This is a genomic window from Janthinobacterium sp. ROICE36, from assembly GCF_002869965.1.
Lineage (GTDB): Bacteria > Pseudomonadota > Gammaproteobacteria > Burkholderiales > Burkholderiaceae_D > Janthinobacterium.
The window spans coordinates 1-21316 of the sequence record NZ_PEBS01000043.1; the positions used below are offsets into that span (position 1 = coordinate 1).

General features: G+C 62.1%; 26 protein-coding genes. 12 read left to right on the plus strand and 14 right to left on the minus strand.

Annotated features, from left to right (window positions below):
* Nucleotides 1-214: 214 nt before the first annotated feature.
* From CSZ94_RS17445 to CSZ94_RS17455, 3 genes are all read right to left on the minus strand, one after another.
* Nucleotides 215-1411: an AI-2E family transporter gene (locus CSZ94_RS17445; RefSeq protein ID WP_374703589.1), complete on the minus strand. Its 1197-nt coding sequence runs from the start codon at nt 1409-1411 to the stop codon at nt 215-217.
* Between the two features lie 72 nt (nt 1412-1483).
* Nucleotides 1484-1795: a BON domain-containing protein gene (locus tag CSZ94_RS17450; protein WP_102122676.1), complete on the minus strand. Its 312-nt coding sequence runs from the start codon at nt 1793-1795 to the stop codon at nt 1484-1486.
* A gap of 82 nt (nt 1796-1877) precedes the next feature.
* Complete coding sequence (locus tag CSZ94_RS17455) at nt 1878-2432, minus strand: hypothetical protein (protein WP_046682431.1); 555 nt, start codon at nt 2430-2432, stop codon at nt 1878-1880.
* 268 nt (nt 2433-2700) lie between these two features.
* Here CSZ94_RS17455 and CSZ94_RS17460 point away from each other — a divergent pair, with 268 nt between their 5' ends.
* The 3 genes from CSZ94_RS17460 (at nt 2701) to CSZ94_RS17470 (ending at nt 3720) form a co-directional block, all read left to right on the plus strand.
* Nucleotides 2701-3147 carry a glycine zipper 2TM domain-containing protein gene (locus CSZ94_RS17460; protein WP_070278587.1) on the plus strand — a complete coding sequence of 149 codons (447 nt, stop codon included), beginning with the start codon at nt 2701-2703 and terminating at the stop codon, nt 3145-3147.
* A 67-nt stretch (nt 3148-3214) separates the two neighbouring features.
* Nucleotides 3215-3367: a DUF3309 family protein gene (locus CSZ94_RS17465; RefSeq protein ID WP_010396415.1), complete on the plus strand. Its 153-nt coding sequence runs from the start codon at nt 3215-3217 to the stop codon at nt 3365-3367.
* Nucleotides 3368-3411: 44 nt separating this feature from the next.
* Nucleotides 3412-3720, plus strand: a complete 309-nt coding sequence (locus tag CSZ94_RS17470; protein WP_102122677.1) for a hypothetical protein — start codon at nt 3412-3414, stop codon at nt 3718-3720.
* 28 nt (nt 3721-3748) lie between these two features.
* Here the strand turns inward: CSZ94_RS17470 and CSZ94_RS17475 are convergent, their stop codons facing one another.
* The 7 genes from CSZ94_RS17475 to CSZ94_RS17505 form a co-directional block, all read right to left on the minus strand.
* Nucleotides 3749-4903, minus strand: coding sequence for a patatin-like phospholipase family protein (locus tag CSZ94_RS17475; protein WP_102122678.1), 1155 nt, complete (start codon nt 4901-4903; stop codon nt 3749-3751).
* 141 nt (nt 4904-5044) lie between these two features.
* Nucleotides 5045-5383: a hypothetical protein gene (locus CSZ94_RS17480; protein WP_071078646.1), complete on the minus strand. Its 339-nt coding sequence runs from the start codon at nt 5381-5383 to the stop codon at nt 5045-5047.
* 75 nt (nt 5384-5458) lie between these two features.
* The gene (locus CSZ94_RS17485; RefSeq protein WP_070224915.1) at nt 5459-5845 is read right to left on the minus strand and encodes a phage holin family protein; all 387 of its coding nucleotides are present in this window, start codon (nt 5843-5845) and stop codon (nt 5459-5461) included.
* Nucleotides 5846-5863: 18 nt separating this feature from the next.
* Nucleotides 5864-6166 (minus strand): DUF883 family protein, encoded by a 303-nt coding sequence (locus CSZ94_RS17490; protein WP_034786336.1) that lies wholly within the window; start codon nt 6164-6166, stop codon nt 5864-5866.
* 58 nt (nt 6167-6224) lie between these two features.
* A complete protein-coding gene (locus tag CSZ94_RS17495; protein WP_102122716.1) occupies nt 6225-6761 on the minus strand; it encodes a ferritin-like domain-containing protein in 537 nt (178 codons plus the stop codon).
* Between the two features lie 87 nt (nt 6762-6848).
* A complete protein-coding gene (locus tag CSZ94_RS17500) occupies nt 6849-7748 on the minus strand; it encodes an OmpA family protein (protein ID WP_102122679.1) in 900 nt (299 codons plus the stop codon).
* A gap of 25 nt (nt 7749-7773) precedes the next feature.
* Entirely contained in the window at nt 7774-8178 is a 405-nt protein-coding gene (locus tag CSZ94_RS17505) for a DUF4398 domain-containing protein (protein ID WP_102122680.1), read from the minus strand.
* Between the two features lie 270 nt (nt 8179-8448).
* On the opposite strand from CSZ94_RS17505, the gene CSZ94_RS17510 reads away from it, so the two are divergent.
* A complete protein-coding gene (locus CSZ94_RS17510) occupies nt 8449-10497 on the plus strand; it encodes an AsmA family protein (RefSeq protein ID WP_102122681.1) in 2049 nt (682 codons plus the stop codon).
* 182 nt (nt 10498-10679) lie between these two features.
* Nucleotides 10680-10898, plus strand: a complete 219-nt coding sequence (locus tag CSZ94_RS17515; RefSeq protein WP_034758955.1) for a glycine zipper 2TM domain-containing protein — start codon at nt 10680-10682, stop codon at nt 10896-10898.
* Nucleotides 10899-10976: 78 nt separating this feature from the next.
* On the opposite strand, the gene CSZ94_RS17520 is transcribed toward CSZ94_RS17515, so the two are convergent.
* Nucleotides 10977-11753: a Crp/Fnr family transcriptional regulator gene (locus CSZ94_RS17520; protein WP_102122682.1), complete on the minus strand. Its 777-nt coding sequence runs from the start codon at nt 11751-11753 to the stop codon at nt 10977-10979.
* A gap of 176 nt (nt 11754-11929) precedes the next feature.
* Between CSZ94_RS17520 and CSZ94_RS17525 the strand changes: the two genes are divergently transcribed.
* From CSZ94_RS17525 to CSZ94_RS17535, 4 genes are all read left to right on the plus strand, one after another.
* Nucleotides 11930-12592, plus strand: a complete 663-nt coding sequence (locus CSZ94_RS17525) for a glycine zipper 2TM domain-containing protein (protein ID WP_102122683.1) — start codon at nt 11930-11932, stop codon at nt 12590-12592.
* A 165-nt stretch (nt 12593-12757) separates the two neighbouring features.
* Nucleotides 12758-13003 (plus strand): hypothetical protein, encoded by a 246-nt coding sequence (locus CSZ94_RS17530; RefSeq protein ID WP_102122684.1) that lies wholly within the window; start codon nt 12758-12760, stop codon nt 13001-13003.
* Nucleotides 13004-13187: 184 nt separating this feature from the next.
* Entirely contained in the window at nt 13188-13334 is a 147-nt protein-coding gene (locus CSZ94_RS27675; RefSeq protein WP_121670992.1) for a lmo0937 family membrane protein, read from the plus strand.
* A 214-nt stretch (nt 13335-13548) separates the two neighbouring features.
* Nucleotides 13549-14184 carry an OmpA family protein gene (locus CSZ94_RS17535; RefSeq protein WP_102122717.1) on the plus strand — a complete coding sequence of 212 codons (636 nt, stop codon included), beginning with the start codon at nt 13549-13551 and terminating at the stop codon, nt 14182-14184.
* Nucleotides 14185-14252: 68 nt separating this feature from the next.
* Here CSZ94_RS17535 and CSZ94_RS28770 read toward each other — a convergent pair whose 3' ends face one another.
* Complete coding sequence (locus CSZ94_RS28770; protein ID WP_258001053.1) at nt 14253-15800, minus strand: M16 family metallopeptidase; 1548 nt, start codon at nt 15798-15800, stop codon at nt 14253-14255.
* A gap of 75 nt (nt 15801-15875) precedes the next feature.
* Nucleotides 15876-17099, minus strand: coding sequence for a M16 family metallopeptidase (locus CSZ94_RS28775; RefSeq protein ID WP_258001054.1), 1224 nt, complete (start codon nt 17097-17099; stop codon nt 15876-15878).
* 281 nt (nt 17100-17380) lie between these two features.
* Between CSZ94_RS28775 and CSZ94_RS17545 the strand changes: the two genes are divergently transcribed.
* The 3 genes from CSZ94_RS17545 to CSZ94_RS17555 all read left to right on the plus strand — a co-directional run bounded on the left by CSZ94_RS17545 (nt 17381) and on the right by CSZ94_RS17555 (nt 19916).
* Nucleotides 17381-17656 carry a hypothetical protein gene (locus CSZ94_RS17545; RefSeq protein WP_102122685.1) on the plus strand — a complete coding sequence of 92 codons (276 nt, stop codon included), beginning with the start codon at nt 17381-17383 and terminating at the stop codon, nt 17654-17656.
* 78 nt (nt 17657-17734) lie between these two features.
* Nucleotides 17735-19282, plus strand: a complete 1548-nt coding sequence (locus CSZ94_RS17550; RefSeq protein WP_102122686.1) for a TerC family protein — start codon at nt 17735-17737, stop codon at nt 19280-19282.
* 67 nt (nt 19283-19349) lie between these two features.
* Nucleotides 19350-19916, plus strand: a complete 567-nt coding sequence (locus tag CSZ94_RS17555; RefSeq protein ID WP_102122687.1) for a DUF3617 domain-containing protein — start codon at nt 19350-19352, stop codon at nt 19914-19916.
* Here CSZ94_RS17555 and CSZ94_RS17560 read toward each other — a convergent pair.
* Nucleotides 19904-21013, minus strand: coding sequence for a porin (locus tag CSZ94_RS17560; protein ID WP_102122688.1), 1110 nt, complete (start codon nt 21011-21013; stop codon nt 19904-19906). The genes CSZ94_RS17555 and CSZ94_RS17560 overlap by 13 nt on opposite strands.
* Nucleotides 21014-21316 lie beyond the last annotated feature (303 nt).

Sequence of the window (21316 nt, forward strand, 5' to 3'; positions counted from 1 at the left end):
GTGTATCGATGGTTTGCGACCGGACCCTTCGTTCCAGTTCGGCACGGTCTTCCTCGCTCAATATAATCGGCGCCGCAGTCAGCATTGCTCACCTCATCTCAAACTCAATATGTAGATGATAGCGCAGTCTTTAAATAGTGTAACCATTTCGCAAGCAGTACACTAGTGTGCACGTTACAACGGCGCCTGCGGGCGCCGTAGGCCTTGCCGCACGCTATTCGCCCAGCAGCTCGGCCACCACTTCCATGCCCTGCACACGCTCGGCTACCACCTTCACGATAACGATGATGGGCACGCCCAGCAGCAGGCCCCAGACGCCCCACAGCCAGCCCCAGAATAGCAGGCTGATGAAGACGGCCGTGGGATTCATGCGGGCGATGCGCCCCGTCATCCAGGTGGTGACAAAGGTGCCGACCAGGGTGGCGATGGCCATCGACGTGCCCGTCACCAGCAAGACCATTTCCAGCGATTCGAATTGCAAAAAGGCCACCAGCCCCGTGGCGATGGTGATGAGCAAGGGGCCGAAATACGGCATGATGTGCAGCAAGCCGGCCACGATGGCCCAGGCGCCCGCATTTTCCAGGCCGATGACGCGCAAGGCGATCCACATCAGGACCGCCAGCAAGCCATTCGTGACGAGCAGCATGAACATATAGTTCTGAATCGAGGTATTGATATCCTCCAGAATGTGCACGGTGACCTTCTTGCGGCTCAGCGACGGCCCTGTCAGCTTGACGAGCTTGCGCTTGAAGGTGTCGCCCGACAGCAGCAGGAAAAAGACGAGGAAGATGACCATGGTGGCTTGGCTGATGAACCCCACCAGGCCCAGCGAACCGGCCCAGACCCAGTCCATGATCTTGAAGTTGGGCGCCTCGGCGGCGGCGGCGCGGCGGTTGTTGCGGCGCGCTTCGGCGCCGGCGGCCACTTGCTCGATTTCATTGGCCACGGCCTGCATTTTCTGGAAGGTGCTGTTCTTGCCGCCCGTATTGGCGGCAATCAGCCGCGACAGCTTGTGCGTGGCGGCCGGCAACTCTTCAACGATGGATTCAAATTCACCCTGCACGCGCTCGACCACGACGATGGAGCCGAACAGGATCAGGGCCGTGACGGCCGTGGCGCCGATGGCGCGCGGCAGGCGCAGCTTTTCCAGCCAGGCGACGACGGGATTGAGGGTGTAGGCAATAAAAATGCCGAAGATGACGGGAATGAGGAATTTCTGCGCCCATTGCAGCGCATAGATGAAGCTGACAGTAGCGATGATGCCCAAGGCCAGGCCGCGCGCATTGACATGCAGCGGCAGGCGCAGGGATGGATCGAGGTGCTCCACGGGCGTTCCGGGAGGTGGCCCGGCAGGCTCGATGGAGGCAGCCGCCACCGGCTCGGGCGGGATATCTGAAGGCTGGATAGGCATGCGATTCCCGCAACGGTCGGTGGAGGGCCACAGCGCCAGCCATCGGGCAAGGCGCTGCGGCAGGTCATGCCATTACTTGACGCGGATGTCGTTTTTCACCGACTTCACGCCTTTGACGCCACGGGTAATTTCACCCGCTTTGGCGGCATCAGCTGGCTGAGCCACGAAGCCGCTCAGCTGAACCACGCCCTTGAAGGTTTCAACGTTGATTTCCGTCGCTTTCAGGGTAGGCTCGTTGAAGATGCTGGCTTTGACTTTGGTGGTGATGGCCGCGTCGTCGATGTACTCGCCCGTGCCTTCTTTGGTTGGGGTCGAAGCGCAACCTGCAACGGCGAACAGGGAAGCGACGAAAAGGCCAGTAGCGATAGATTTAGTGAATTTCATGGTTTTTTCCTTAGGAGTGGTCAATCAATGTGCTCACAATGAGCTTCTTATACCAATCTGGTGACTGTGCGCCGGAGGGAGCTCAATAGCCAAACTGGGTTTTTGCAGCCTTGATACAGTCGTCCTTGGCTGCGCCGGCTAATGCATCGCATTTTTCTGTCGCGACCTTGTACTCGGCTTTTCTCTTTGCTTCACGCGCATCGCTGCGCGCTTCGATGACTTTCTTGTCTGCCTTGGCGTCGGCCAGGGCCGCCACCTTGGTGGACTTGGCCAGCTTGACGCAGACATCCTTGTCGTTGCCCGTCAGCGCATTGCAGCGGGCCAGGTCGACGTCGTAGTTGGCATCGGCAATCTTGATGCGCGCCTTGGTGTAGGCGCGCAAGGTATTCGTGTATTGCGCCTGAGCAACTGCTTCATCGTAGGTGCGCACGGCCTTCGCTTCGGCGATACAGACATCCTTCGGGTTGCCCGTGATTTTTTCGCATTCCGCATGCGCCAGCTTGTAATTCAGGCCAGCCTGTTCGTTGGCAGCCTTGTAGGCTGCTTTCGCTTCCGGCGTGGCGGCCACTGCCTGGCCGCCCCAGGCGGCGCACGCCAGGCTGACGACGATGGCGGTGAAAAGCTTATTCTTGTTCATATTGTAGTTCTCCCTGGTGGTGACAAGCATGTCTGCTTGGCATGACTACCGTTTTACGTGGATAGGCGCCGCACTTCTGTACGCTGGCGTACACAAGTAATTTATTTTGAAAGCAGGAGGCAGGCAGGGAGAAATAACAACGTTTTGATGCATCGTTTTTGCCAAAAATACTATTTTGACACGAAATAAGTGCGTGCGGCAGCGTACAGACCGGGAACAGGTGCGTAACTAAGATGGCACTACACCTTCACCTCGTCAGGAGAATAAAATGAAAACCAATGCCACCTTGGCTGCACTGATGCTCGCTGCCACCGCCGTACTGAGCGGTTGCGCCACCGGCCCTTCCCAGTCACAACAATACTACCCGGCCAACCAGCCTGAGTCCGCCATGTACGGCACCGTCGACTCGATCCAGATCGTGCAGGGTGGCGGCCAAACCAGCGGCGCCGGCGCCGTGGTCGGCGGCATCGCCGGCGCCCTGCTGGGCAATACCATCGGCTCGGGCGGCGGACGCACGGCCGCCACCGTGGCCGGCGCCGTCGCCGGCGGCGTGGTCGGCAATCAGGTGGAAGGCCGCAGGCAGCAAGCGCAGGCCTATCAGATCAGTGTGCGCCTCGACAACGGCGAATACCGCACCGTAGTGCAGGACAACGCGAATGACTTGCGCCCAGGCAACCGCGTGCGCGTCGTTGACGGCCGCGTCTACCGCTATTAATTTTCGGCGGATTGTGCCAGCAGGCACCCGCCATCCCGCATGCGTCGTACGATAACAAGGAGTTGCCATGGGCACCATCATTCTGATCATCTTGATCCTGGCCCTGGTCGGCGTCCTGCCTACCTGGCCGCATAGCCGCAACTGGGGTTACGGCCCCAGCGGCATCGCCGGCCTGGTCGTCGTGATACTGATCCTGCTATTACTGACGGGCAGGTTGTAAAAAAAGGCGCTGCGGCGCCTTTTTTATTTCAAGGAGGAAATACCATGACGCACCGACTCACTTCCCCGGCGCTGGCCCTCGTGCTGGCATGCAGCCTGGCACCATTCAGCCAGGCACAAACCGCTGCCCCGCAAGCGGGTGATCCGGCCCGCTGGTACCAGGAAGACAGCACGGCGCAAGCCCAGTTGCGCACCTTGCGCAAGGAAATCGCCGCCGCCCTGGCCGAAGCCAAAAAAGCCTGCCGTTTGGAGCCGTCCGCCACGCGGTCCACTTGCCTGAAGGAGGCGCAAGACACTTACCGGCAAGACATGGCGAACGCGGAAAAACTGCGCATAGCGGCGCATCCGCAGTGATGCGCCGTGCTGTTGCGACGCCGCCTGATCAGGCGGCGTCGCGTTCGTAGGGAGGCAACTCGTGCACCACCAGCGGCGTGTCTTCCGTGACGAAGGCCAGCCAGCCGGCCGCCTTGATCGCACGCAAGGCGTCCTGGTAGCCCTGCTCCCAGCGCCATTCGATGGAACCCTTGGAGAAATTGATATCCTTGGCCGCCATATGCCAGTCGCGCCCTGCATACGGCAAGCGCACGATGTGCATGGTGCTGTCGCAGCCCAGCGCTACCAGCGCTTCCGTTTGCTGCCGATTGTGTGCGTCGTCGGGCAGCTTGGCGTAGAGTTCGCGCAATTTGTGCTGCAAGGTATGCGTATTGACGTAATCTTCGATATGCCGCTTCGAACGCGACGCGAAAGTGACGTCCTTTTGCCGCGTCTGCACTTCATCAAGGGTGGTCGGTTCCGGCCCTTCCGAGCTCCACAGGTCGACCATGAAGACCAGGGTATCGACGTGGGGCGTGTCATCGAGCACGGTTTCCAGCGGCGTGTTCGAGTACAGGCCGCCATCCCAGTACAGGTCGCCATCGACGCGCACGCCGGCAAAGCCGGGCGGCAAGGCGCCGCTAGCGCGGATATGGTCGGCCGTCAGCGGCTGCTGCTGGCTGTCGAAACTGGTGAGGCTGCCACATTTGACGCGCAGGGCATTGACCGTCAGGCGCATGCCGCCGGGCTGGTTCAGGTAATCGAAATCGACCAGTTCATCGAGGGTGCTGGCCAGCTCGCTCGTGTCGTAATAGCTGGCGTCTTCCGGCTTGACGGCAATTCCTGTCGGGAACAGGCTGAACGAGCGCGGCTTGAAGAAGCCGGGCACGCCGCGCAGCACCGTATCGAGCGTGGCCAGCCAGATGTTCGAACGGCGCTGCTGGTCAGAAATCATATTCATGTCGACGCTGTCGCGGTGCGCCACGCGCTGCCAGAACTGCTTTAGCCGCACCAGCCTGTCCTCATGCTTGTTGCCCGCCAAAATGGCCGCATTGATGGCGCCGATCGAGGTGCCCACCACCCAGTCGGGCGCCAGGCCATGTTCGTGCAAGGCGTGATAGACGCCGGCCTGATAGGCGCCCAGCGCGCCGCCGCCTTGCAGCACCAGCACGATGCGCAGGCGCGTGGGATTTAACTGATTGATCGGTGTCTTCGCATTCGTCATCAAGATGGCCCCTCTGTTCGCCGCGCGGAATGCGGCGAGTATTATTGTAAGGGATAGTGCGCGCTTGCGCCGGCAAGTGCAGGACGTAGCGTACGCACAAAAAAAACGCCGTCGATGACGGCGTTGCGGGTATTGGCAGCTTCAGCGCTTGCGACGCAGCCAGCTGGCGGCAACGGCGGCCACGGCCACAAGGACCAGAGCCGGCTTGACCAGCTTCTTGCGTCCGATAAACGATAGCGCCGTCAGCACGTAGGGCATGGCGCCTTGCAGGCGCATGCCGCCCGGCGCCAGCAGGGATTCGACGCGGTGGCCGGCAAAGCCGACAGCCGTTTCGACCACGCCCTGCAGCAGCGATTCTGGACGCAGGGCATAGCCCACGTTGGCGCGCGCATGCACGATGCCCACGCGGTACATTTCGCCTTGGGCGATCAGCAGGCGCTTGCGGGCGGCCTGCGCCGCCAGTTTGTCGTTTTCCGACATGAATTCTCCTCGTAAGGCAGGCTGGACATGGCGGACTTCGTTCCGGCACAAACCCGGGTGGCTCCCGCCAGCAGCTTACATCAGCATGTCGCGGTCGGCCTTCAATTCCGCCATAGTGGCGGGCATGGACAACTTTCCTTGACGCAGCATGGCACGTGCATACATGACCAGCGCGATGGCCAGCAGTACGAACACCACCGTCATGATCGCCAGGATCTTCCAGCCCAGGCTATCCCAGGCCAGGAAAACGATTAGCACGCTGCCGTAAGCGATGGCAAACAAGCCCGCCACCGTCGCCAGGGCGAAAATGACCACCAGCTGCAGCATGTGATTGCGCACTTCCGACAGTTCGATGGTGGCCAGTTCCAGCCGCGACAACATCAGTCCGACGGCGTTTTTGGCCAGGCCGGCGACCGAGCCGATCAATCCCGGCCCCTGGTGAGACGAAGCAGACTTGTCCATATCGCTCCTGACGGTGGATTACTTGCGGCCCAGGATGAAGCCGACCAGCACGCCGACGCCAGCGGCGACGGCCACCGTGCGCCATGGGTTTTCCTTGACATAACCGTCAGCCTGGGAGGCGAGCTGCTTGGTGGCAACGATAGCCGATGCTTGCGCTTCGTGCGCCTTGGCCAAGGCTGCATCCAGGGTTTTCATGCCCTTGACGCGCACTTCATCGGCTTTTTCGCCGGTCAGGGCGGCAGCGGCGCTGAACAGGGCTTGCGCATCCTTGACCAGGGTTTTGACATCGTTATTAACGGTGGTGATATTGTTTTCCAACATGGTTTAGCTCCTTAGCTGTGGATGAATGTAGTTACTATACCTACTTTACTCAAAAACACTATTCCATTAGATCGCGCATATCATCGGCGTGCTCTTCCTCGACAGCCATGATTTTGATCAACAAATGGCGTGTAGTCGGGTCTTTGTCGCCAATTTTCACGATCATCTGGCGATACGACTCGATCGCAACCCGTTCCGCGATCAAGTTGGCACGCACCATGCTTTGCACGTCTTCGGATTCATCATACTCGGCATGGCTGCGTGCAAGCAATGTTGCAGGATTAAAATCTGGCTTGCCATTCAATTGCACGATGCGTTCGGCCAGCCAGTCGGCGTGTTCCTGCTCCTGCTGCGCATGCTCGAGGAACTCGGCCTTGATGCTGCCATTGTCGCGCCCGCTCACGGTGTAGTAATGGCGTTTATAGCGCGCAATACACACCAGCTCGGTGGCCAGCGCGCCATTCAACAGGGTGATCAACTCCTGGCGGTCGCCCTGGTAGCCGGCCGTCACGGCGCCGTCGTCGAGGTTTTTGGCGGCGGCGCGGATGGCGGCCGTATCGATGCCAGCTGGAATTTCAACAGATGTTAGGGTCATGATGTTTCCTTTCAAATCTTGCATGGGTATCCACCGGCCGACATGCGGCCGGTGCTGCCTGGGTACTGCCGCGCCAACTGGCGCAGCTTATCGGCGGGCGGGAATGGCCGTGTTATCTTCCGACAAGACGATTTCCACCCGGCGATTCAGCTGGCGGTTCGCCGCGCTGTCATTGCCGGCGGCCGGATAGGCGGCGCCATAGCCTTTCGTCGCAACGCGGTCGCGGCTGATGCCTTGTTCCAGCAGCGCATTGCGCACGGATTCGGCGCGGCGCTGCGACAATTCCAGGTTGTGCGCGGAACCACCCGTGCTATCGGTAAAGCCTTCGATCAGCACGGTACGCTGCGGATTGTTTTTCAGCACATCGGCCAGCTTGCGTGCCGTATTCGCGCCATCAGCCGTCAAATTCGCCTTATCCGTGCCAAACAGCACGTCGCCCAGCGTAATGACCATGCCGCGCTCGGTTTTCTTGGCGGCCAGGTCGGCCAGCTGCACTTCCAGCGCGGCGGCGCGGGCGGTGGCGTCACGCGCCGATGCTTGGGCCGATTGGGCCTGGGCCTGGGCTGCTTGCGCATCCGCTTGTGCCGCCTGGGCGCGGGCCGTGGCCTGGTCAGCCTGCTGCGTGCGCGCATCGAGGCGCAATTGATCGCGCTGCTTGCCGGCATTGGCGACATCGGCTTCGGCGGCTTTCTGCTTGGCTATCTCTTGTGCCGTAGCAATTTTTTGCTTGGCCAGGTAGGCCAGCTTGTCGACCTTTTCGCTGTCATCCTGGCGCGTGGCGGCCGCGTTCGCCGCTTCCAGCGCAGCGCTCGCTTCGCGGAATTCGCGTGGCGCATAGGTCGATACCAGCGGGTTCGATTGCGCCGCCATGTAGTCGCCGCGCGTCTGGTCGAGCAGGCTGGTGGTGGTCGGTGCGGAGCTGCAGGCGGCAACAAAAGCGGCCATGGCCAGCAGGCCGGGAATGGTGGTGTAGTTAGCTTTTTTCATGATGGGGTCCTGTTCTTATTCTTCGTTATTGTTTCGGGGCTTGCTGGTTGGCGCGGTCGAGTTCTTCGCGCATGACGCGGATATTCTCGTTGATTTCATCGGCGGCGCTGGTGGCCTTGGCCGAGTTGGCCTTGCTTTGCGCCAGCTTGGCATCGGCTTGCGCCTGGTCGGCCAGGTCGCGCGCCAGTTTGTAGTCGCGGTCTTTCAAGGCCTGGTTAGCCATGCGCATTTTTTCGCGGGCCGAACGCATTTCATCGGGTGCCAGGTCGGCGGCACCGGCGCTGGCGGCATTATCGACGGCGGCGCGCGACACGGCGACATCGGCCGTGGCTGGCGTTTTCAGGCTGGAACAGCCCGTCATCAGGACGACGGCGGTGGCACATGCGGCGAAAGCGGCCAGCGGGGAAATCTTGAAATCTCGGTTTGTCATTTTTCTTCTCCTGGAGAATGTTAAGCGATAAGGTTCATACGTCGGTGCATCTGGAATCAGGAACGGCGTTTGATGTATAACGTTATAGGCTGCGGCTCCCCACATATCCGTTCGGTGCCGCACATAGGGTAAGAAATCGACAATACTTGCGTGGGCAAGGTGCGCCAGCGCACGCCTGCACCAGCAAAACCTGAAACCGACCCGGTTTGGTAGCGATTCCTGTAGCATCGTGCTTCTATCCAGAAAGAAACACTTCTTAGCCCACACCCTATGCCACGTTTTATCTCCCTCTCGCACCGCCAGAAAATCGCCCTCGCCAGCGCCGCCGTGCTCGTCGCCCTGCCCGTCACGGCCGCCGTCGTCCTGCTCAATATGGACTGGAACCGCGCCAAGCCCTGGCTCAATGCACGCGCCAGCGAAGCGCTGGGCCGGCCCTTCGCCATTGCGGGCGACCTGTCGCTGACGTGGCAGCAGCCGCCGACTGCAGGACAACACAGCTGGCGCAGCTACCTGCCGTGGCCGCACTTGCAGGCGCAAGACGTGCGCCTGGGCAACCCAAGCGGCATGGTGGTAGCAGATGAGCAAGCGCCGCTGGCCAACGTGGGCCAGCTGGCGTTTTCACTCAATCCCCTGGCGCTGCTGGACAAGAAAATCATCATCCCGCAATTGCGCTTCGACGCGCCGCAAGTACGCTTGCTACGCAACAAGGATGGCAAGAACAACTGGACCTTCGAGAAGCAGGAGCAGCCGTCGCCGTGGCAGCTGGAACTGCAAAGCGTGGTCTTCAGCAAGGGCACCGTGACGCTGGACGATGACGTCACGCACACGGCGATGCGCGCCGATGTCGATACCATCGCGAACGATGCGCGCTACGGCATCGCCTGGAAGCTGTCGGGCACATACCGTGGCGAAAGCATCCAGGGCGGCGGCAAGGCGGGCGGCGTGCTGTCGCTGCAGCAGCAAGGCACGCCCTTCCCCATCCAGGCCGACATGCGCGCAAGCGGCAGCAGCGTGGCCATCGAAGGCACCCTGACGCGTCCGGCGGACCTGGCCGCGCTCGATGTGCGCCTGAAAATATCGGGGCCCAGCATGGCGCGCCTGTATCCATTGACGGGCGTGCTGCTGCCGGAAACGCCGCATTTCAGTACGGAAGGTCATTTGACGGGCACCCTGGCGCCGCGCGGCGGCGAATGGGTGTACGACCAGTTCAGCGGCAAGGTGGGTTCCAGTGACATCCGTGGCAAGCTGGCCTTTTCGGCCAGCACGCCGCGCAAGCGCCTGACGGGCGAAGTGCACTCGCGCCTATTGCAATTTTCCGACCTGGGTCCGCTGGTGGGCGCCGATTCCAGCGCCAGCAAGAAGGAACGGGGCGTGCCTTCGACGCAGCCGGACGGCCGCGTGCTGCCGGTGGAAACCTTCAAGACGGAGCGCTGGACCAGCCTGGACGCCGACGTGCGCTACACGGCCGATAACATCACGCGCGACGCCGAGTTGCCGATCAGCAAGCTCGACACGCATGTAGTGCTGACGGACGGCGTGCTGTCCTTGACGCCGCTCAACTTCAATGTGGCGGGCGGTACCCTGACGTCGCAGATCAAGCTCGACGGCAGCGGCAAGGTCATCGCCAACGGCATCGCCGCCGAACTCAAGGCCAGCGCCCGCCACCTGCATATCCAGCAACTGTTTCCCCGCCTGCCGGCCTTGCAGGCCAGCGTGGGCGAAATCAATGGCGACGCTTCGCTGTCGGCCACGGGCAATTCTGTCGCCAGCCTGCTGGGCAGTTCGAACGGCGAAGTGCGCGCGCTGATCAACCGGGGCAGCATCAGCAAGCTGCTGCTGGAAGAAATGGGCTTGAATATCGGTAGTGTCGTGCTGACCAAGCTGGTGGGTGACAAGCAGGTCAAACTGAACTGCATGGCCGCCGATTTCGTCGTCGCCAAAGGGCTGGTGCGCACGCGCCAGTTCATCGTCGATACGGACGATGCGGTGCTGCACGTCGACGGCACCGTGAACCTGGCCAATGAGCAACTGGACCTGACCTTGCAGCCGGACAGCAAGGGGCTGCGCGTCTTTTCGCTGCGCTCGCCCCTGTATGTGCGGGGCACTTTCAGCAAGCCCGACGTCAGCGTCGACAAGGGGGTGCTGGCCCTGCGCGCCGGCGGCGCCCTGGCGCTGGCCGTGGTGGCGCCCGTCGCCGCCCTGCTGCCGCTGGTCAATACCGGCCCCGGCGAGGATAGTGAATGCGCAGCCCTGCTGGCCCAGGCGCGCGTCAAGCCGGTGGCGCCGAAACCGGGCAAGGCAGCGCGCAAAAGCCGGTGATGGGCACGGCAACTTGGGGCAATTACAATTGTTACACCCCTATGTGCGTTGCCGAACAGACCCTGCCTTGTCACAATCCTATTCTGTGGTCGTGCCTGAAACACCCAAGACGTGGCGACACGACATTCCACCGGCCCCTACCAAGCCGGCGCCACGAGGTCCGAATTCATAGGAGAACTATCATGCAAATCATTAAAAAAATCGCCGCTACCACTTCCGTTGCCGCTCTGCTGCTGAGCTTGACTGCTTGCGCCAACATGTCGGGCCAGGATAAAAACACGGCCATCGGCGCCGGTGTCGGCGCCGTTGCCGGCTCCGTGCTGACGGGCGGCAGCGCCGTCGGCGCAGTCGGTGGCGCCGCCGTCGGCGGCGTGATCGGCAACCAGGTCAAGCCGAAGTAATCGCTGCGCAAAAAAGCGGGGTGGGTGCCCAGGCGCCCGCCCCGCTTTTTTGCGTCCACGGCACAAGGAGGAGGGAAATCAGACGAAGACGTTGGCCATGCCGGTGGTGCCGCTATCCTTGACCAGCGCATAGCAGCGGCAGGAGACGGCTTCCAGGCCGGCGGAATCGAGGATTTCGATATTGCCGCGGCTGTAGGTGATCAGTTTTTGCTGTTGCAGCGCGCTCGCTGCCTTGGTCACGCCGACCCGCCGCACCCCCAGGGTATGGGCGAGGAATTCATGCGTCAGGTGAAATTTTTCCGACTGCAGGCGGTCGCGCGTGATCAGTAGCGAACGGGCCAGGCGTGCCTCGAGCACGTGGAAGCGGCTGCACACGGCAATCTGGATGGCTTGCGCCAGCAAGGTGTCCGTGTAGCGGTACAGCAAACGCTGCAGGGAATCGAGCTGGGCGAACTCGGCGCAGAACTCGGCCCGCCCGATGCGGCTGGCCGTACCGGAACGTTGCACCACGGCACGCACTTGCGCCAGCTCATGGCCCAGCGCGACGGAAGCGCCCAGCACGCCTTCGCGGCCGACAGAACCGACTTCCAGCGTCATCCGTCCTTCCGCCACGGCCAGCAGCGAGATCAGGCAGTCGCGGGGGAAGTAGATGTAGCCGATGGGCTGGCAAGGTTCGTACAGTACCTCGCCCACCTCGACCGTGACGCTATCGAACAGCGCCGTCAAGTGCCGCAAGTCGTGCTCGGGCAAGCTGGCCAGCAAGCGGTTGCCGGCGTCAAACGCGCCCGCAGGCGTGCCCAGGCCGGATCGGCCTGCGTCGCGGGACAGGGTCATGCTGGCATTCGTTGGTGGCATTGCTTTTCCTTTGTGTCGTTACAACTCGACATAATTTTTACTTAGCCTACGGTGCAGTACCGCCCCTGTATGTACGGTGACGCACGGAAGCACGGCACGCGGCACAGCACACTGACTGCATGCACGGATAACACGCACTACCCATTTCATTATTTAAAAACACCAAGGAGCTTTCCATGACCACCACCAAATCCCTCCATCCGCTGGTGCTTGCCGCCGCCGTCGCCGTCCTGCTGTTCTGCGGCGTGGGCACGGCGGCCCTGATGGGCTGGCTGCCCTCGTCCCAGAGCGATGCCCAGCCACTGGCGGCCAGCACCTCGGCCGAACAGCTGGCCAGCCTGCAGGCGAACCAGCCGCAAGCGAACTTGCAGCCCGCCGGCGCGCAAGCGCTGGCTGCCTTGCCGCCGCAGCAACAGCCACAGCAGCCTCAACAGCAACCCGTGCGCCAGCCCCAACAGCAACCACAGCAGCAATACGCGGCAGCCGCCCCGGCGCCGCAGGTGTGCAGCAATTGCGGCGTGATCGAAGCCATCCATGAAGTCAATACGCGCGCCGAAGGCAGCGGCGTGGGTGCGGCCGGCGGCGCCGTCGTTGGCGGCTTGCTGGGCAACCAGGTCGGCGGCGGCCACGGCAAGCAACTGGCTACCGTGCTGGGCGCCGTTGGCGGCGCCGTGGCCGGCAACCAGATCGAAGGCAGCGTGCGCGCCACGCGAAGCTACAACATCGTCGTGCGCCTCGACAACGGCAAGACGCGCACCGTGCACCAGAGCGCAGCGCCGAACTGGCGCCAGGGCGACCGCGTGCGCATCGTCAACGGCGGCTTGCGCGCCTTGGGCTAAGCGACCTGCGGCGGCGCCGCTGCCGCGATTCCTTGCAAATTAACCACACGCCCGGCCTGTCCGGGCGTTTTCTTTTTAGCAATGTTCGTTGGCGAACAGATGAGTTTGCCGTCCCGCGAGATGATGCACTCAGGAAAGCTCAACGGATGTCTTCAAGGAGATGCGATGAAATACGACAAGACAGGCGGCAACAAAATCTGGCTCGGCTTTATCGGCGGCGGCATCCTGGCCACCGCGCTGGGCTTCTGCGCGCTGGACCTGGCGCCATTGCAAGCGAGCGCGCCCGTGTTCGGCGTCATGCTGCTGCTGACGGGTGGCATGGTCAGTTGCCTGGCGGGCGCCGTCGGCATGACCGGTATGCTGACCTGGGTACCGGGCATGGCAAATGAACACGCTGACCGGGCCCAATAGTTGATCCTTGTGTACGACAGCGTACAGAACGCAAGGGAAACAAAGTAGACACTAAGTCATGGCATCAGCGTTCAGCGACCCAGTCGCCGCGCAATGACAAAAACCGATGACAGCGCCAGACGCCAACGCCTCGCAAGGCCACGGCAGTCGCCGTCATCCACACATTACTCTCGGAGGACATATCATGCTGTATACAATCGCCGTCGTACTCATTATTCTTTGGCTGCTGGGCCTGGTAACTTCTTATACCATTGGCGGCTTCATCCACATTCTGCTGGTAGTCGCCGTCATCATGATCCTGCTGCGCCTGATCAGCGGGCGCGGTTTATAGCCCAGGCCGTTAGCCTGGCCTGACAAGAGCGGCGCGCGTGCAAACGAGCGCCGCTCTTTTGCCGCTTTTAGCGACAGTGGGCACGCACTGGCAAGCAACTGCATTTTGCAGTAACGTGTACAGGTAGTCCTGGGTATGTCCCAATAACAAAACAAGGAGAAAATCCATGAAAGAAACATTCAAAATCGGCGCTGGCGCCAAATCCCTGATCGGCATGTTGGTCCTCGCGTTGGCCGCCACTGGCTGCGCGGACATGTCCTCGACGCAGCGTGGCACGGCCACGGGCGCCGGCATCGGCGCAGGCCTGGGCGCCTTGATCGGCGGCACCACCGGTGGCGGCAGCGGCGGCCGCACGGCCGGGGGCGCTCTGCTGGGCGCGGCAGCGGGCGCCGTGGTCGGCAATATCTGGTCGAACCGCATGGAAAATCAGAAGCGCGCGATGGAACAAGCGACACAGGGTACCGGTGTGCAAGTGACGCAAACGGCCGATAACCGCCTGAAAATGGAAATCCCCAGCGATATTTCCTTCGACACCAACCGCGCCGACATCAAGGGCAACTTCCGCCCGATTCTCGACCGCTTTGCCGCCACCCTGAATGAAAATCCGAACACCACGGTCAGCATCATCGGCCACACGGACAGCACGGGCAGCGCTTCCATCAATGAACCGCTGTCGGTGGAACGCGCGGCCCACACGCGCGACTACCTGTCCATGCGCGGGGTCTCGCCGACGCGCGTCGTCACGGAAGGCCGCGGCGCCCGCGAGCCGATCGCCTCGAACGCGGATGCCTCGGGACGCGCACGCAACCGCCGCGTGGAAATTTATGTAGCCGAAATGGCGCCACGCTAAGTTGACACATCAATAAAAAAACCCGCTGGCAATGTCATTGCCAGCGGGGTTTTTTCATCCAAAACAGCTTACTTCGACGTCGTTGCCTTGGCGCCGCTTTCACCTTCCTTCGCCACCTTGGCAAAATCGCCCGCCGTCACGATCGAGATGGCCGATGGCTTCAGGTACTCGCGCAGGCTCTGATTGACTTGCGCCAGGGTCAAGGCGGCCACTTTCGCTTCCAGGTCCTTGTCGTAGGCCATGCTGCGGTCTTGCGCCAGGTAATCGGCCAGACCGCGCGCCAGGCCGCTGTCCTGCGTGCGGCCCACTTCTTCCGATTGCAGCCAGCCCTTCTTCGCTTCGGCCAGTTCCGCTTCCGTGAAGCCGTCGGCCAGCACCTTGGCGATTTCCTCGCGCAGGGCCGCTTCCACCTTGACCGTGTTTTGCGGCGCGCTGATGGCATACGCCATCCAGTAGCCGGCCGGCTCGCGCGACGGGATGCTCACTTGCGAGCCAACGCCGTACGACAGGCCTTCCTTCTGGCGGATGCGGTCGGCCAGGCGGCTGCGCAAGGCGCCGCCACCGAGCATGTGATTGGCGATCATCAAGGCCGGATAGGTGGCGGCGTCATCCTTGAGCGGAATCGGCTGGATGGCGAACAGCACGCTATTCGCCTTGTCCGGCGTTTCCAGGGTGACTTTCTCGCCGCTGACGGGCTTGACGGCGTCGGCAATGCGCACATACGGCTGCTGCGCATTCCAGCTGCCGTACAGGCTGGCCACTTGCGCCTTCAGCGCGGCCGGGTCAAAGTCGCCCACGGCGGTAAAGGTGGCATTCGACGCGCCATAGTAGGCGCCATGGAAGGCTTGCACCTCGGCCACCTGGATGGCTTTCCATTGCGCCAGTTCTTCCGGCAAGGTGCCGATATGGCGCACATGGCCTGGCGGCGTGGCGTCGAGCAGGCGGCGGAAGGCGTTCACGGCCTGCGGTTGCGGTTCAGGCAATTCCTGCTCCGCGCGGCCCACGCGCTCGCGCTGCAATTCCAGGAATTCCGTGTTGTTCAGGGCCGGCTTTTGCAGCACTTGCGCCAGCAAGTCCATGGCGGCCGGCAAGTTCTCTCGCTTGCCCGTCAACATGGCGGTGACGCCTTCGGCGCCGCCCGTGATGGCCACTTGCGTGCCTAGCTGGTCGAATTTGTCCTTCACTTCCTGGCGCGACAGTTTATCCGTGCCGCGCGACAAGAGATTGGCCGTGTAGCTGCCTACTTGCGCCTTGCCGCGCAAGCTCTCTTCGCTGCCGATCTGCAATTTCAACACGACGCTGACGGTATTGCCCTTGGTTTTCTTCGGCAGCAAGGCGCCCTTCAAGCCGTTCGGCAAGGTGAAGCGCTGGGTGCGCGCTTCGATATTGTCCGGGCTGGGGTCGAACGCTTCGCCCTGCGCCACTACGGCGCGGCCCGTGTAGCCGGCCAGTTGCGGCGCCACGTCGGCGTAGGCCGGCACAACGGTGCGGTCAGGCGCATCGGTGGGGATGAAGCGACCCAGGGTGCGGTTCGATGTCTTCAGGTATTTCTCGGCTGCCGCCTGTACCTGCGCCGTCGTCAGCTTGTCGAGCAAGTCGCGCTGCAGGAAGAACAAACGCCAGTCGCCGGCCGCCAGGGACTCCGTCAGGGCAATCGTCAGGCGCGCCGTGTTCGAGGTGGCCAGTTCGATCTACTTGTTCAACTGCTGCTTGACGCGCGCCACTTCCGCGTCCGTGATCGGCTGCGATTTCAGCTCTTCCAGCACTTTCAGCATGGCCGCTTGCGCCGCATCAAGGTTGCCATCGACGGGCACCAGCGCGCCGAACAGGTTGTAACCCGGCTCCAGGTTGCTCACCGAGTTGTATTCGATCTTGCTGGCCAACTTGGTTTCCACCAACGCCTTGTGCAAACGGCCGGCCGGGGCGTCCGTCAGCACGTGACCGAGCACCTCGATGGCGACGGCGTCCGGGTTGCCGGACGGCGCCACGTGGTAGCCGGCGCCGACGAACTGCGTGCCGCCGCTGCGGCGCACCGTCACGGCGCGCTCGCCATCCTGCACCGGTTCGGCCGTGTAGGTCGGCTCGATCACGCGCGTGGGTTTTGGAATCTTGCCGAACAGCGCATTGATCTGCTGCAAGACCTTGGCTTCATCGAAGCGGCCCGCCACCATCAGCACGGCGTTATCTGGTTGATAATATTTATGGTAAAACGCACGCAAGCGGGGAATGTTCACCTGCTCGATGTCGGAGCGGGCGCCGATGGTCGACTTGCCATAGTTGTGCCAGTCGTAGGCGATGGCCTGGATGCGTTCGCTGGTCACGCCGATCGGGTCGCTCTCGCCCATCTCGAACTCGTTGCGCACGACCGTCATCTCGCCCTTTTGCGTCTTCGGATTCCACAGGTCGTTCTGGTCGATGGCCGCGTTGACCATGCGGTCCGCTTCCATGGCCAGCATCTGGCGCAGGTTATCGTCGTTGGCGGGGAAGGTGGCGTAATTATTGGTGCGGTCGTACCAGGTGGTGCCGTTGAACTGGGCGCCCGTCGAGTTCAGGATCTCGACGGGGGTTTTCGTGCCCTTCTTGATGCCAAAGTTGGCGCTGGGCTTGAACAGCAAGTGTTCCAGCAAGTGGGCCATGCCCGTTTCGCCATAGTTTTCATGGCGCGAACCGACCAGGTAGACGATGTTGGTGGTCAGGGTCGGCTTGCTGGCATCGGGGAACAACAGCACGCGCAAGCCATTGGCCAGCCGGTATTCGGTGATGCCTTCGACGGACGTGACCTTGACGGCGGCGCCGCGGTTGGGTGCGGCCTTGCCGGCTTTCTGGGTCGGTGCGGCTTCCACCGGGGTGGCGGCCAGGATGAACGACGGCGACAGGATGCCGGCGGCAAGCAGGAGGGCGGTAATTGGTTTCAAGGCAAAGTCCTGGTAACACTACGTTATATAAAGAAGCGCAAGCGCCATACGATACAAACGCAAAAATTGTCCCCGGGCCCGCGCTGCGTCTTCGCTGCCCGGTGCAATGATTGCTCTCACAATTTACGGCATACTTATCAGTTACGCAAGTCCCTGTCGTCAAGCTGTTATCTGCCCGTGTTATACTCCACGGTTCCAGAACTATCTGCCTGTATATGAGACGAGCTCTCGTCCTGCTCTGCCTTTTTGTTTTCATCGCTTTACCCCAGGCGTTCGCCAGCATGGCCTACGCCAACCCTTCCCCATTCCAGCATGCAGTCGCGGCCGGCGCTACCGCCACGCCCGCCTTCGCCGCCGATTGCCTTGACCCCGGCGCCCATGCGGGTCAGCCCGGCGACAACTGCGACGCCGACGAATGCGATAACGACCCCATCACGCTGTACCAGACCTCGCGCCAGGGCGCGCCGTTTTGCGCCATCATTTGGCAAGCGGGACCGGGGACACTTGCCGAAGCGGACGCGCGGCAGGCCACCCGGCCGCCGCGCGTCCGCCACTGATACCGCAGCACCCATCACGCCTGGGGCATAGGGCCGCCAGGCAAGTTTGATACTTACTGACTTTACAAGGTTACACACATGGAATGGTTATTTGACCCGACAATCTGGGTCGGCCTGCTGACGCTGGTCGTACTGGAAATCGTACTGGGTATCGACAACCTGATCTTCATCGCCATCCTGGCCGAGAAACTGCCGCCGCACCAGCGCGACAAGGCGCGCGTGCTGGGCCTGACCCTGGCCCTCGTCATGCGCCTGGGCCTGCTCTCGCTGATTTCCTGGCTGGTCACGCTGACCACGCCCTTGTTTTCCCTCGGGATATTTTCGTTTTCGGGGCGCGACCTGATCCTGCTCCTCGGTGGCCTGTTCCTGCTGTTCAAGGCGACCAGCGAGCTGCACGAACGCCTCGAAGGCGTCACGCATGCCCAGACGGGCCCGAAAGTCTACGCCGGCTTCGGCCTGGTGGTGGCGCAGATCGTCGTGCTCGACGCCGTCTTCTCGCTCGACGCCGTCATCACGGCCGTCGGCATGGTCGACAACCTGTATGTGATGATGGCGGCTGTCGTCATTTCCATCGTCGTCATGATGCTGGCATCGAAGGTGCTGACGCGCTTCGTCAACGCCCACCCCACCGTCGTGGTGCTGTGCCTGAGCTTCTTGCTGATGATCGGCCTGTCGCTGGTAGCCGAAGGCCTGGGCTTCCACATTCCAAAAGGGTATTTGTACGCCGCTATCGGTTTCTCGATCGTCATCGAGTTCTTCAATCAGCTGGCGCGCCGCAACTTCCTCAAGCTGCAATCGAACGCCCCGCTGCGCGACCGCACGGCGCAAGCCGTCCTGAGCTTGCTGGGCGGGCGCAAGGGCCGTGAAGCCATCGAAGAACATGAAGTCAAGGAACTGCCTGACGTCTCCGCCTTCGGCGTGGAAGAGCGCAACATGGTCAGCGGCGTGCTGACCCTGGCCGAACGCTCGATCCGCTCGGTGATGACGCCGCGCGGCGACGTCTCGTGGGTCAACCTGAACGACAGTAGCGAGAAAATGCTGCAACTGCTGCGCGAAACGCCGCATAGCATGATTCCTGTCTGCAATGATGACCTGGACAATGTGACGGGCATTGCACGCAGCAAGGACTTGATCGAAGATCTCGTGTCGCACGGCAAGATCGACCCGGCCAGCATGCGCGAAGCCGTCGTCGTGCCGGAAGCGGCCGGCGTGCTGAAGGCCATGGAAACCTTGAAGCGCTCGCGCGGCCAGCTGGTGCTGGTGGTCGACGAGTTCGGCACCGTGCAAGGCGTGCTGACGCCCATCGACATCCTCGAAGCCATCGCCGGCGAATTCCCCGACGAGGACGAGCTACCCGACGTGGAAGTGCTGGGCCCCGGCCACTGGCGCATCGATGGCGCCACGGACCTGCATTACCTGGAGCAAGTCTTCGAAACAGAAACCTTGGTCAGCGAAGACGGCGAGTACAACTCGCTGGCCGGCTTCCTGCTGGCGCACTTTGAAAACATGCCGGCCGTGGGCGAAGTACTGGAACTCGATGATTTGCGCTATGAAATCATCGAGGCCGACGAGCGCCGCATCGCCTGCGTGGACGTGCGCCGCATCGAGCCCGATCACAGTTTGTAACACAATGGCAAGCGTGCCCCGCTTGCCATGCCGTATGCTGGGGTCTGCCCATACCGGAGACCCCACAATGAACTTATCCCTGCTACGCCTGACCCTGCTCGCTTGCGCCGCCCTCGGCGCCCAGGCCAGCGCCCAGACGGCCACCATCAAGCCGGGCCTGTGGCAAGTCGACAGCAAGATGGCGTCGCCGGATGCCGCCACCGACAACGCCATGTCCATGGTGCTGCAGCAGCTGGGCAACCTTCCTCCCGATCAACGCAAACAGCTGGAAAGCATGGCCGCCAGCCGCGGCATGGCCATGCCCACCGTGGGCGCCGATGGCGCCGTGCGCGTGACGGCGTGCGTGACGCCGGAAATGGCGGCGCGCAAGCAGATACCCACGGGCCAGCCCGGCGATTGCAGCTCGAAGAACACCGACATCGCGGGCGGCATGAACGTGTCGTTCAGCTGCGCGAACCCGAAATCGAGCGGCGAAGGCCAGGTACGCTTCAGTGGCGACCAGGCTTTCAGCATGCAACTGGCGGTGACGACCAGCGCGCGCGGCACGCCGGAACAGGTGAACGTGACGAGCAATGGCAAGTGGCTGGGGGCAAGGTGCCCTGCGCCCTCCACCGCTGCCGTTCAAAAGCCGTGACGAAAGCCCATATTGAAGGCCGCGTCGCCGCGCCCAGCGTCGCTGGCATTGCCCACCGTGTAGCGGGCGCCATTCTTGTTGTGGATTTTCGCGTAAGAGGCGTAGAAGTCACTGCGTTTTGACAGGGAATACGTGAGCCCGACAGCCACCTGGCTGGCGTCGCGGTTGGCCAGGTCGCGGTCATCCTTGCGCACGTACGAGGCCAGCAGCTTGAAGCCGCCCACGGGCACGGACAGGCCCAGCAAGGTGTCGCGGCTGTCCGACGACGACATCGACAGGGCCAGCGAGCTGTACGCATTACTGGGGTCCCACGGCGAACTGCCATAGCCCTTGTTGACGCCCACGGCGGCAAAGGCGGTGGCCACTTTCAGGTCAATATTTGCCGCGATCAGGGTGTTGCGCGATGACATGTCGATGGCGGGCAGGGTGCCGGAGGCGAGGATGAAGTTGTTCTTGCGCTGGTGCGACACGCTGACATTCACGGCGCCGGCCGAATAGCCGAGCGTGGCGCCATACGCGCGATTGTTGGCGCTGCTGTACGGTGACTCGCCAAAGCTGTAGATGGTGCTGGCGGAGACGCCGCGCAAGGCGGGTGTCACGTATTTGACGGTATTGTCATAGCGTTTCACGCTGTAGCCGGCCAGGTTGCTGGCGCTGCCGGCCATGCCGCCCTTGAACGGGTCGGCCACGTCGCTGAGCGCCAGGTATTGCAGGTTGTACTGGCGCCCCAAGGTCAGCGCGCCCAGGCGGCTGTCCAGGCCCACGTAAGCCTGGCGGCCAAACAGACGCCCGTCTTCCGACTGCCCCGTGCCGTTCTGCACGCCCGCTTCCAGGGTAAATACGGCGGAGACATCATTGCCCAAGGCTTCGCGGCCCTGCAGCCCCAGGCGCGAACCGGATGCGACGCCACCGGACACTTTGCTGCCGGCGCAATTGGCGGCACAGCCCCGTTCGGCAACGATACCCGCGTCAAGCACGCCATACACGGCAACGTTACTCGATGCGGCACTGCCCGCGCCATCGGCAGCCTGGGCCGCTGCGCACAGCGCGAATGGCCCCATCCCTATCACAGCAAGCGCAAAATACGAGGTCTTCATGATAAATATCTCGGTAACGTGAATGAAACTTCCCGGTATTGATCAGGACATGCGCTGTATGTCTGATCTTAGTGTTACCTTATCCTCGCTTTTTGTCCAGCCATCCGTGCGTTGTACAACAGAAACTTCAGCTTAGCCCGGGGAAAAGAGTCGCGCACTGACAACACGCAAGAGTGGCCACGATTGTGGTACTTGCGGCAAAATGGCGTTAAAAGCAGGCCCTGCCGTAACGCAACGTTCGGTGGCGAACGTTGCGCGATTTGATGCAGGCGGTACACTACTGGTTTTACCGACAGCGGCTCG